Annotated in this window: 9 protein-coding genes and 1 pseudogene; 6 read left to right on the plus strand and 4 right to left on the minus strand. The window is 34.8% G+C overall.

Annotation, left to right across the window (positions count from 1 at the left end; all coding sequences use genetic code 11):
• Positions 1-124: 124 nt before the first annotated feature.
• From FPB0191_RS04475 to FPB0191_RS04485, 3 genes are all read right to left on the minus strand, one after another.
• The gene (locus FPB0191_RS04475; protein WP_039104351.1) at positions 125-2,257 is read right to left on the minus strand and encodes a TonB-dependent receptor plug domain-containing protein; all 2,133 of its coding nucleotides are present in this window, start codon (positions 2,255-2,257) and stop codon (positions 125-127) included.
• Between the two features lie 58 nt (positions 2,258-2,315).
• Positions 2,316-4,619: a TonB-dependent receptor domain-containing protein gene (locus FPB0191_RS04480; RefSeq protein ID WP_052236758.1), complete on the minus strand. Its 2,304-nt coding sequence runs from the start codon at positions 4,617-4,619 to the stop codon at positions 2,316-2,318.
• 169 nt (positions 4,620-4,788) lie between these two features.
• Positions 4,789-5,640, minus strand: coding sequence for a heme/hemin ABC transporter substrate-binding protein (locus FPB0191_RS04485; RefSeq protein WP_052236759.1), 852 nt, complete (start codon positions 5,638-5,640; stop codon positions 4,789-4,791).
• Between the two features lie 298 nt (positions 5,641-5,938).
• On the opposite strand from FPB0191_RS04485, the pseudogene hutW reads away from it, so the two are divergent.
• The 5 genes and pseudogenes from hutW to FPB0191_RS04510 all read left to right on the plus strand — a co-directional run.
• A pseudogene (gene hutW / locus FPB0191_RS04490) lies at positions 5,939-7,243 on the plus strand (heme anaerobic degradation radical SAM methyltransferase ChuW/HutW); the annotation flags it as partial.
• 131 nt (positions 7,244-7,374) lie between these two features.
• Positions 7,375-7,884, plus strand: a complete 510-nt coding sequence (hutX, locus tag FPB0191_RS04495) for a heme utilization cystosolic carrier protein HutX (protein WP_039104352.1) — start codon at positions 7,375-7,377, stop codon at positions 7,882-7,884.
• Between the two features lie 20 nt (positions 7,885-7,904).
• Complete coding sequence (locus tag FPB0191_RS04500) at positions 7,905-8,543, plus strand: NAD(P)H-binding protein (protein ID WP_039104353.1); 639 nt, start codon at positions 7,905-7,907, stop codon at positions 8,541-8,543.
• A gap of 49 nt (positions 8,544-8,592) precedes the next feature.
• Positions 8,593-9,579, plus strand: a complete 987-nt coding sequence (locus FPB0191_RS04505) for a FecCD family ABC transporter permease (protein WP_039104354.1) — start codon at positions 8,593-8,595, stop codon at positions 9,577-9,579.
• 13 nt (positions 9,580-9,592) lie between these two features.
• A complete protein-coding gene (locus tag FPB0191_RS04510; RefSeq protein ID WP_039104355.1) occupies positions 9,593-10,366 on the plus strand; it encodes a heme ABC transporter ATP-binding protein in 774 nt (257 codons plus the stop codon).
• 94 nt (positions 10,367-10,460) lie between these two features.
• On the opposite strand, the gene FPB0191_RS04515 is transcribed toward FPB0191_RS04510, so the two are convergent.
• On the minus strand, positions 10,461-11,000 hold the full coding sequence (locus FPB0191_RS04515) for a methylated-DNA--[protein]-cysteine S-methyltransferase (RefSeq protein ID WP_039104356.1): 540 nt from the start codon (positions 10,998-11,000) through the stop codon (positions 10,461-10,463).
• A gap of 372 nt (positions 11,001-11,372) precedes the next feature.
• Here FPB0191_RS04515 and mdcA point away from each other — a divergent pair, with 372 nt between their 5' ends.
• On the plus strand, positions 11,373-13,034 hold the full coding sequence (gene mdcA, locus FPB0191_RS04520) for a malonate decarboxylase subunit alpha (RefSeq protein ID WP_039104358.1): 1,662 nt from the start codon (positions 11,373-11,375) through the stop codon (positions 13,032-13,034).
• Positions 13,035-13,119: the final 85 nt, after the last annotated feature.

Genomic DNA, 13,119 nt, shown 5'->3' on the forward strand with positions numbered 1-13,119 from the left:
TTTTAACGTGGAGTAATTACTTCATTTAACTATTAAACACATTTTAAGTGCCATGAGTATTAAGCAACTAAGCTTGTCCATTATGCTATTATTTAAACCATAATGGAAAGCCTTGTTTTGTTTATTAGAACTTAATACTACCACTAACAACTGCATGAAATTTGGCTGCCGGAATACTTTCATGGGCTGTTTGATAATGCTTATTAAATATATTATTGAGGTCTACACCTAAGCTGTATTGCCGTTTATCACCAAATTCTGCAAATAAATTAAGATTAACTGCTGACCATCCATTGTATTCATAGCGAGTATTATCACTTCGTTTTTTGGATTTAGAAGCAAAGCGCATATATATATCACTACTTAAATCAAATGATGAAAAGAAATGAGTATTTCGTAAACCAACACGACCATTAATCATTGGAGTATTAGATGAATAGGTCTTATAGTTAGGTGTTTCAAGTTTGCGTCGCATAAAGTTAGTGTTAAGGTAGGGTATAACATCCCACTGATTATATTCTATGGTTATTTCTGAACCGTAGGTCTTGGCTTTATTAGCATTATTATAATAGACATTATACTTGCTACCACGGCTTCCATTACATACTGACTCTCCATTACATATCATCTCAGTAATGTAATTTCTGGCAGAAGAATAAAAAATAGCGGTATCAATTATCCAGTTGTCACTACTATGTCGAAGACCTATCTCAAAATTATTTGATTTTTCTGCTTTTAAATGAGGGTTACCATAAATAGTTTGAGACGCCGCAGATGTTACAGCATACAAATGTGTGAGAGTTGGATAAACATAACCTTGAGCAAAGGATGCACGAAAAATATTATTATCATCTACCTCATAAGTCATTCCACTGGAAATTACTAATGTATTATCATGTACTTGCTTTCTCTTATCCTTAGAATTGATTACAGAATTTGGTCTTTGTCCTGCTGGGTAAATTTGAGTAGTTTTAGAGGTACCAGAAAGGACTTTCGATTCTAGCCAATATTTACGTAATCCTAGGTTCCAAACTAATTTATCGTTAATTTTCCATTCATTTTGTCCAAATAATGAAATGCTAGATTGCTGCCATTGGTTACGTGAATTAACATCTTTTTGATAACTAGGTATAATTCTTGACGTAAAATCTACATGCTTATGCGAATTTTGTTTAACTTTGTCTTGTAAATATTGCGCTCCAGTTACCAATTTCACATGGTCATTAAACTGGAAATCAGTCTGTAAATTGATACCTTGCGAATGTTGTTGATCATTTGTATTGGTTTTTATATGGTTGTTTATTCTTGGATTAGGTTCAATAACTAAATCGTTACGAAATTGTCGAGCTATTTTTTGATTGTATACATCAAAATGAATATTCTTAATTATATGATTATCTGTTACATAATCATAAAATAAACCAATCTTTTGACGTTCAACACGGGGTAATTTAACCAAAAACGATTTTAATTCAGATGAACTATCATTATTATTATAAGTTTGTGTATGTAGTTTATAAGACTCTAATGCTAATCCAAAACTATGTTGATTAAAATGATAACCAAACCAACTACTTAAGCCTTTGTTGCCAAAATCAGTATTTTTCAAACGTCCTTCAGGTGTTCGTTTATCACCGTAATCACTGTAATTGCCACTTATACGATAACTAAAATTATCTAATGTTCCATAAGCAGCCCCCAATTGAGTAAAACCGCTTGAGGAACCATCATAAATAGATTTTAAATGACCTGAAAATGCTTGCTTATCTGAACTTCCTTTTTTAGTAATGAAGTTTATAACCCCACCTATTGCTTGCGAGCCATATAACACAGAGTGGGGACCTTTAATAACTTCAATACGTTCAATTGAATCAGGGTCAATAAGTAATCCTGCTCCGGAACCGTGCCCTGAACGCTGATAACTCACTTCTTGCCCGTCAACTAACATTAAAACATGAGAAGGGGATTCGCCTCTAATAATTATTTGTTTACGTCCCGCCGTTGCATTATCGTAGATTTCAATGCCCGGAATATCTCTTAATGCTTCACCTATTGAATCACTGTTATTTCGTTCTAGTGTTTCACGATCTAAAACATAGGCAGAAACTGAACTATCCCAAATTCTTTTCTCTGTTCGAGTTCCGGTTACAACTAAAGTATCTGTATTATTATCGGCTTGAGCATGATTAACTAAGGATAATAGTACACAAGAACCATATAAAATGGTGGTATTAATTTTTATTGCAATTTTCATCATTTTTATTAATTAAGATCAATTCTTGCACCATTAAATTGATCTTAATTATCCCAAATTTTTAGAAATCAATATCTAAACCTAATTGAAAGCTTCGGCCTGGTGCTGTAAATAAGTTAATATATTTACGATTTGAGTTTTCATACAATTTATTATTACTTAAATAGTCCCAATATTTATGATTGGTTAAATTATAAATTCCTCCACTTACTTTTATGTTTTTGGTGAAATTATAGTATCCAGTTAAATCAATAATGCCATAACCAGGAACTTTGAAATATTCTTCATTTGAATTGGTAATAGGTTGACCTTGGTTATTGTAATTTTCACGATTTGTTGATTTTGCTTTTTTAGATTTTTGTAGTGTTGAGGTTAATGAAAGCCCATAGATTCTATTAGGGTCATCCCAGCTTATACCTATTACACTTTTTAATGGTGCAATTGTATCGATATCAACATCCTTATCACCTAAATAGTTAGATTTTGATTTTCCTTGACTGTAACCAATCGCGAAATTTGCTGACAATCCATTTAATGAATCAAACCATGTGCCAAAGTTAAATTGGCTACTTAGTTCAGCACCATAAATATAGGCTTTATCACGATTTTCCGCTTCATAAATCAATCGATTTCCTGTCCCTGGAATATTTTTAGTGTAACGAGTATAGGCAATAAAATCTTTATACTTGTTATAAAATATAGATGAGGATAGTTGAATACCGTAAGTCGGTTGACCTTTTATACCCAGTTCAAAGTTATTGCTGGTTTCAGTATTAAGATTAGAATTACCCAATAATGCATAAAGATTACTATGTGCCATATAAGAACCATAAAGTTGGTTTTGATTAGGCATTTGTGCACCGCGTTTATATTGTAAATAGGCAGTAAAGTTTGGGTTGATATCATACATAAAAGCTAATGATGGTAAGAGTTGGAAATCGCTATTGCTTTTATATTGTCGACCTAATTGAGATGTATTTATACTAGATACTGCCATATTTTCTAAGTCCCGAGGTTTGGTATTTTGATAAATGGCTTTGATTCCAGGAACTAAATAGAATTTATTCTCACTTTGATAATTAAAGACTATACGATCTTCAAAAAATGCACTTAACTGATAACTACGACTATCTGCTTGAGGTTTACTATAATCACCATCAGGGAAGATGCCAGGATAAAGTGATTTTGCAGATGTATAGAAAGGTGATTCATCTTCACTCCATTTACCATTAACGCCCGCTGTGATTTTTTGATTTTGTACTTGTTTAAGTAATGTTGATGATAAACTATAGCTTTTAGTATTGTAGTGGGTTTGTATATTGAATTTACCATCGCGGATACTATTAAGATCAGTCTTGTCGTAGACTTTTGTTTGTTGATAGTTAAACTGTGTAATTACGCTATCAATCCAACTAATATATTCGGGCTGCCATTGATCTTTAATCATCATACTTAAGCGATTATTTTTATTCTTTTGATGATCATAGGAACTAATTTGCTGACCTTTTTTATCCCATGTATCATAGTGCGAGTGTTTTGTTTTATTATTATAATCGACATTTGCATGAATCAAATGTTCTTCTGTTGCCTGCCAACCAATACCCGCTAAAATGGAATTTGAGTGCCAATTTTCTGGATAAGCGCTAATGGAATCGCCATGATTACGAGTTTGCTGACCATCGCGTCGACTCAATACTAAAATACCATTTAATTGATCATCACCAACTGCCATAGTCAAACCTTGGTGAAAACTTCTGTCAGCATTATCATAGCCGTTTTGATAACCAAAATACTCAGTTTTACCCGGATAGAGATAGTAACTTGCAAATTTGGTTTTAAATGAGACTGATCCTCCCAAGGCATTGTTTGTATTGCCTACCGAAGTAGCACCAGATTCTATATCAATTTTGTTGTACATATAAGGATCGATATAATCACGTCCGATGGCGTAAGTACCGAAACCTGCTCGACCAACTGAATTAAATCGTCTCTGTGCAATAGGTAAAGACATGCCATCAATATCAATAGATACACGATTAGCATCTAATCCTCGAATGTTATACCCTGTAAATCCGCCACGATCCCAACTACTTTTACCGCTACCGGAACCAGAAATATTACCCGGTGCCGAAATTAATGGTTGATATCGCATAATATTGCCGAAATTCGTACCACCATTTTTCCGAATATCTTGTTCGGAAATTTCTTGTTTTGAACCCGGATTTTTATATGTTTCATATGATGTAACCGTTATGACATCTTCCACTTGTTGTTCTTGACTTTTTTCGGAAGACACAGCAGTGAGAGAAAATGTTAAACCGACAGCTAACGTTACAGATTTTTTGATATGGGTGATATTGAACATTGTTATCCTTTCTTAAAATAATAATTTGCTAAAATCATTAATATTGCTCAATAATTAGTTAATAAAATCCAGTGTATAACCATTTATTGAGCACATCTTTGGTTTGTACTTATTTTCAATTTTGGTTTATTAAGCTCAATAACTTCGATGAGTCATTTTTCAATGACATTTACTTTTCAGGGTAAAAACCAGAATAAAGAGTATCAACCGCTTGAGTTACTCTAGGACCTAACCCTAAAAGATAAGCTTGATCAATAGTAATAATTCGGCGATTTTTCCATGCTTGTGTTTGGGTTAATCCGGGAATGGAAGATAATTTATCTAATCCACCAAGATGTTCAACTGATTGACTTGTTAAAATAATTGCTTCAGGATTACTTGCAATGAGAGATTCAGCTGAATAACTTTTATAACTTGTATGAGTTGCGATGTTTTCTCCACCGGCAATTGTAATGATTGCATCGGCAACTGTATTTTTACCAGCAATTGTGTTACTTCCACCCATGCTCAATAAAAATAAAACTTTTATCTTTTGAGGTTGTTTAGCTATCTTTTGCTGAATTTCGGTTAAGTGATTTCGGATTTGATTAACCAGTTGTTTAGCGGCTAATTCTTTATTTAATTTAAATCCAATTTTTTCGATATTCTGATATAACAGTTCTGGAGTGGCAGGTACACGCTGTAAAGCGAGTACATCTACTTTAGCTTTACTGACTTGTTCTAAAATATCATTTGGTTCTGCATCAATCCACGTTATGAATAGACTAGGGGTAAGTGACAAAATTCCCTCTATATTAAGTAATTTCCAATAACCAATTTGAGGGAGTTTTTTTACCTCTGCAGGATAACTACTAGTCTGATCAACGCCAACAATTTGTTCGCCTGAGCCAAGTGAATAAATAATCTCTGTTAAAGATCCACCCGCAACGACAATTCTTTCATTTGCGAAACTGTAGTTAATAAAACTCAATATCAGGCTAATAGAGAACAGGTATTTCAATAAAATAGCTTTCATTTTCATTTCTATTCCAAGTGCTAAATAATTATAAAATACTAAAGCAATATAGTGAAAATGATAATTATTATCAATGGAAAACTAAAAAATTACCCTGATTATTTTATAACTCATTGATTTTATTGATATATTCTTATAATAATTTTTGAGCCAAGAAGAAGAGTATTCGTCCTAAGAATCAAAACGCTTATCTATAGCGAGTATTAATTTTAGTTATTAGCAAAAATAATATAAAATTTATTGCCAAATGATAATAATTATTATTTAATTTCGCGATAACTATAAAATACAAGATTTTTAGCTCATGAAAACATTGGATGTCTCTGCATATTTTGCAGCCAGTTCTGGATTACCTTTTAAAGATCGTTGGGCAGTGATGCCTCTACAAGCCAATTTGCCATTAGCTCCAGAAGAAATAGGGCAGCAATGGCAAAATCTTCAAAATAGCGCTTTGGTTGGTCGTAAGCGATTAATTTACATTCACATTCCTTTTTGTGATATTCATTGTCAATTTTGCGGTTTTTATCAAAATCCATTAAGAAAATTTGATACAAATACCTATGTAGATTATTTGATGCAAGAAATTGCTATGGAAATTAATAGCATTGCAATGCAGTCAGCGCCAATCCATGCTATTTATTTTGGCGGGGGAACACCAACAGCTTTAGCTGCCGGTCAATTAGCAAGAATTATCAGTTATCTAAAACAATTTGCGCCACTTGCTCCTGATTGTGAAATTACCGTGGAAGGGCGAATATCTGATTTTGATGATGAGCGAATCGATAGCTATATTGCGGCAGGTGCCAATCGTTTTTCAATTGGAATTCAGACCTTTAATAGCCAAATACGTCGTAGACTCGGTCGTGAAACAGATCAACAACAGATAATCCAAACTTTTGAAAATATTGCTCGACGCGACAGTGTTACGCTGGTATGCGATCTTATGTTTGGTTTACCTAATCAAACATTTGAAACATGGCAACAGGATCTTGAAATTGCTGAAAGTTTACCGTTAGATGGTGTGGATCTTTATTCTTTAAATCTTTTACCAACCACGCCGTTAGCTAAAGGTGTTGAAAATAAACGGATAGAATTACCAACTGTGGCGGATAAGTTCCACTTTTACCAACAAGGTGCAGAATTCCTAGCTAAAAAGGGCTGGATACATCTAACTAATGCGCACTGGGCTAAAACAACGCGTGAACGCAATCTCTATAATTTCCTCATTAAACAAGGTTCTCATTTTTTTGCATTTGGTTCTTGTGCAGGAGGAAAATTGGGTGGGCAATCTTTTATGGTTCATCGTAGTTTAGAGCAATATTATGCTTTACTAGATCAAGGTAAGAAACCGCTGATGATGTTAACGGGCAAAACGTTGTTAGGTGATTGGTTGCATCAGTTACAAGCAGGAATTGAAAAAGGGCGCATTGATTTAACACAATTAACAGAGCATATTCATTTATTCGATCCTTTGATTGAACAATGGCACAAAGTTGGCCTTTTACAAGATACGGATCATTGTATGCGTCTCACATTATCTGGGCGTTTTTGGTCAAGTAATATTTTACAAGCACTACAACAACTTTTATTAAAATTAAATAATCCAGAACATATTGAGCTACAAGAAAAAATGCAATTAGCAAGAAAGGCAATGCAAACGAAACATGGTCAAGGTATGCCACCAACTCATTTAAAAACACAAGCAATTAAAGTTAATTCTTCTCAATAAAGGAAAGAGCTATGACAGAACAATCAAATAACCAAATGAAACTAATCGATTTTATGCAAACTAATCCAGAAGGAACTTTAGAGAAAATAGCTCAAGATTACCAAGTTAGTTTGAGCGAGGTTATTCAAGCATTACCGAATGTTAAATTAGCTGATGGTAATCAGTTTGATACTATTTGGCAAGAAGTTGAAACATGGGGTGAAATTACATTTTTAATTCATACTAAAGATATTATAGCTGAATTTTCTGGTGAATTGCCTTCAGGTTCTCATCGTGCCGGTTATTTCAATCTTAAACATAAACAGGGTTTAAGTGGACATATAAAAGCTGAGCATTGCCAACAAATAGCCTTTATCGAACGCAACTTTATGAAAATGTCTACGGCATCCATTATTTTCCTCAATAAACATGGTGAAGCGATGTTTAAGATTTTTGTTGGTCGTGATTCTCATCATCAATTGAAAGCAGATCAGTTGGATAAATTTAAAGCCTTAGCGCAAAGATATAACAAAAAGATATAACAAATAGAACTGACAACATAATGAAAACATTACTAATTTTTGGTGTTAGCGCACAACACGGAACAGGTTATAACGTTTTACAAACCGTCTTAACTCACTATCCAGACTGGCGATGCTTGGTTTTAGTACGACATGCTGATTTGGCTTATCAACTTACGCAACAGGGAGTTCAATGTATCGTTGGTGATGCAACTGATTCTGAGGCAGTTGAACAGTTATGTAAAACGGCTGGTGAGCAGGCTATTATCGTCTCGACTCTTGGTGGTACAACCGGTAACTATACTGCGCAACGAGTAATTATTGATGCTGCTGAAAAAACCGGTATCCAACACATGTTGTTAGTCACATCTCTAGGGTGTGGTGAAACGTGGTCAACTTTATCATTACGTGCTAAACAAGCATTTGGTCAATCAGTACGCGAAAAGTCATTAGCAGAAGTTTGGTTGCAAACCAGCTCTCTTCAGTATTTGATTTTAAGACCCGGTGGTTTACTTGATGGCGATGCGACAGGTCAAGGTCAGTGCTATTATCAACAAGAAGTTCATGGCTTTATTCGACGCCGTGAACTAGCGGAATTGATTATAAGAAAAATTGAAAATCAAGAATGGGATAATCGAGCATATAGTGTAATTGATCCTAGTATAAACGTTGAACGCTAATATTGATCAAGAATAGTTTGAAAACGATTTTAATTAATGAGGTTGATTTATGAACATAACTAACCCACGAATTTGGCTGTGGAGGTTAGGGGTACTTTTATTTGTAGTTTTTGTATTTTCAACCAATGCTGGGGCATTACATTTTACTTTCTATCAGCTATTAACTATGTCATTTGATGACCCATTATGGAATATTTGGTTTAATATTCGTTTGCCTCGCATTCTATTGGCTATTGTGGTTGGTATGGCGTTAGCCTGTTCGGGGGCAGTCATGCAAGGTTTATTTAGAAATCCCTTAGCCGATTCAGGTCTTCTAGGCATTAGTAGTGGTGCAGCTTTGATGGTTACATTGACTATTTTGTTTCCGACTATTTTTCCTTCCATTATTATGCTTTATGGCAAGATGATCGCCGCTTTTATTGGTGGAACAGTTATTTGCTTAATTATATATATCTATAGTTTAAGCGAACAAGGCAACATGGCAAAATTAGTTTTATTAGGCGTTGCTATAAATGCGATTATTGTCGCTATCATGGGATGTTTGACTTATATAAGTGATGATCTACAACTTCGTCAAATTTCTTTATGGTCGATGGGGCATTTAGGTAAAGGTTCTTGGGAGCTTGTTTTAGTTGCAGTTTCTCTTATTTTCCCTTCAATTATTGGTATTCTTAAATTATCTCAGCAGCTTAATATTTTACAACTTGGTGATGAGGATGCGCATTATCTAGGGATTAATGTGCAAAGAGTTAAACGTTATTTACTATTATTAAGCGCATTATTAATAGGAACTGCCGTTGCGGTTAGTGGCATTATTGCTTTCATTGGTTTGGTCGTACCACATATGATACGATTGCTAATTGGTGCAGATCATCGAGGTTTAATTTTGGGGTCTGCTTTAGGTGGAGCATGTTTATTGTTATTTGCCGATACCCTCGCACGTACGGTGGTCGCTCCAACTGAAATTCCGGTAGGACTTTTCACTAGTCTTATTGGTGGACCTTATTTTCTATGGCTAATTTTGAAACATAAATAATAGGTAATTATACATGTTGATTGCAAATAATCTCGTCTTTCAGTGTGGTCAGCGCACTTTAATTAATGATGTTTGCTTAAATATTCATGCTGGTGAAATCGTTATAATAATTGGTCCTAATGGAGCAGGTAAATCTACATTATTACGTTTATTAACGGGATATCAAGCGCCTTCCAGTGGCGAATGTTTATTACTTAATCAACCTTTATTGCAATGGGAAAATCGTGATCTGGCTAAAATACGAACTGTAATGCGTCAGCATAGTCAATTATCTTTCCCATTTAAAGTAAAAGAAGTTGTTGCAATGGGACGGGCACCTTATGGCAAGGCGAATCTTAAGCAAGCAATCATGCAAGTAATGCAACAAACTGACTGTTTATCACTAGCAGAACGTGATTACCGTAGTCTTTCGGGGGGTGAACAACAACGCGTACAATTAGCTCGTGTGTTAGCACAATTATGGCAAGTAAACAAAACAGAAAAATTACTGTTCTTAGATGAACCGACGTCAGCCTTAGATTTATATCATCAGCAACATACTTTACGCTTATTAAAAAAACTAGCTGTTGAGCAGCGCTTGGCTGTATGTTGTGTACTGCATGATCTTAATTTAGCAGCGTTATATGCTGATCGCGTTTTATTACTTAGTGAGGGTAAAATTGTATTACAAGGAACCCCTGAGGAGGTTATTACTGCCGAGAACATTCATCATTGGTATGGTGTTGAATTAGGTGTTCATGCGCATCCCAATTACGCTGAGACACCACAAATTTACATGAATCGTTAGATAGTTTTTTTAACGAAAGGTACGTTTATTTATGTGTAAATGGGCAATTAGTTTACCAACCTATACCATGCAATATAGTAAAGTGGTATGAGGTTTACGAAGTTGTAGCAGTTTTGGGTATGGCTAACTCCGTTAGATTTATTCCTTCCAAGGTTAATAATTGAACTTTTTTATCAATACCACCCGCATAACCAGTTAAACTCCCATTGCTTCCTATTACTCTATGGCAAGGAATAATGATAGAAATGGGATTATGCCCAACAGCACCACCGATGGCTTGTGCAGACATATGCGGTTTGTTTAAAATTTGTGCCACTTGTTTGGCAATATCTTTATAGGTTGTTAACTGTCCATAAGGAATTTGGATTAGTATCTGCCAAACCATTTGCCGAAAACTACTTCCAATTGGTGCCAATTCTAGCTGTTTGATATTAGGATGATGGCCATCAAAATATTCATCTAGCCATTTCTTTGTTTGATTAAAAATAGGTAGATTTGCTTTTTCAATTAACTTATTTGATACAGTATCACCAAAATATTTTTGATTTTCGATCCATAAACCAACCAACTTCTCTCGATGAGAAGCTAAGGTAATTAATCCTACTGGTGATGGAAACTGCGTAGTATAAAACATATTTCAACCTTTCTTTTTTATAATCGTCTTTAAAGAGTGATTTTAATATTCAAAGCAAACATTAACATTAATATTAATAGTTGAATTTCATTAACAATATCATCAGTAACACAAGATAAAAATCATTACATTAAAAATGTAATTAATAGCTTTTATTAATTATTTCAATGAGTTAATATATTTACATTGTCTTTACAAAGTAAACATATATTAAATATATTGCATGGTTAAATCGAATTATTTTCAGCTGTTTATTTAAAATTAATATCCGTATGGCACGATTGCTTAAGTATACGATAAAGTTTTATTATTAGGCTATCTTAATTGATCTTGAATCAATTGCAATAGTTAACTTAGGGAGGCCTACTTGTTATGTTAGCAAATCAAAGATCCAATCGGTTATGGAATACTAGACTGATTGAGAAAAAAAGGCGCATTGATGCGATAAAAGGACTTGCTAATGGCAAAGTGCTAGCACAAGAGAATTTTATTCAGGCATTAGAGCAGCTAATAGTGTCCGGTGATAAAGTTGTTTTAGAAGGAAACAATCAAAAGCAAGCTGATTTTTTAGCTCGCATGCTGTGTCGAGTTGATCCGGATAAAGTTAATAATCTACATATGCTTATGCCTAGTATTGGTTTACCTGAACACTTAGATATCTTCGAAAAAGGGATTGCAAAAAAATTGGACTTTTCCTTTTCTGGTACGCAAAGTTTGCGAATATCTCAATTACTAAGTGATAATATTTTAGAGATTGGGGCGATTCATACCTATATTGAACTTTATGCCCGATTATTTGTTGATCTTATTCCTAACGTTGCCCTCGTCGCAGCTTATAAAGCTGATCGTAATGGTAATTTATATACCGGTCCAAGTACTGAAGATACTCCATCAATCGTTGAAGCCACAGCCTTTAAAAATGGTATAGTCATCGCTCAAGTTAATGAATTAGTCGATAATGACAGTGATTTACCACGGGTTGATATTCCAGCTTCATGGGTTGATTTTGTGGTTGTTGCTGATAAACCTTTCTTTATAGAACCTCTTTTTACCCGTGATCCACGATTAATTAAGCCAATACATGTTTTAATGGGAATGATGGCAATAAAAGGTATTTACGCCAAGCATCAAGTAAAATCGCTTAATCATGGTATTGGTTTTAATACTGCTGCTATTGAATTATTGTTACCAACCTATGGCGAACAATTAGGTTTAAAAGGGAAAATCTGCCAACATTGGGCATTAAATCCTCACCCTACATTAATTCCAGCCATTGAAAGTGGTTGGGTTGAAACAGTACATTGTTTTGGCGGTGAGTTAGGGATGGAAAGATATGTGGCAGCCCGTCCAGACGTCTTTTTCACAGGCCATGATGGCAGTATGCGTTCTAACCGAACTTTATGTCAACTAGCCGGTCAATATGGCGTAGATATGTTTGTTGGTTCTACTTTGCAAGTTGACGGTTTAGGTAATTCATCAACCGTCACTCGAGGCAGACTAGCCGGCTTTGGTGGTGCACCCAATATGGGACACGATCCACACGGGCGTCGCCACGCAACAAAAGCATGGCTTGATATGATGCAAACGCAAAATCCGGTTGATCATGGTCACAAATTAGTTGTTCAAATGGTCGAAACATTTCAATCTGGCGCTAAACCGACCTTTGTTGAACAATTAGATGCCGTTGAAGTGGGTAAACAATCTGGTATGCCGATCGCACCTGTAATGATTTATGGCGATGATATAACACATGTTTTGACCGAAGAAGGTATTGCTTATTTATATCAAGCCACTTCGTTGGAAGAACGTCGTGCTATGGTTGCGGCGGTTGCAGGAATAACAGATATCGGTTTAGGTGTGGATAGTGAGCGCGTAGCACAATTTCGTCGTGAAGGGAAAGTCGCATTTCCACAAGATCTCGGTATTCAACCCACTCAGGCTGAACGTTCTCTTTTAGCGGCAAAAAGCATTGCTGATTTAGTTGATTGGTCTGGTGGCTTATATGATCCTCCAGCAAAATTTAGAAGTTGGTAGGGTGATGCTTAAATGGTAAATATCACTATTAGATCAGAGATTATCATTTTAGTAATTAGTATCAATTAAGCATATATAATCATTA

The organism is Frischella perrara (assembly GCF_000807275.1).
Taxonomy (GTDB): Bacteria; Pseudomonadota; Gammaproteobacteria; order Enterobacterales; family Orbaceae; genus Frischella; species Frischella perrara.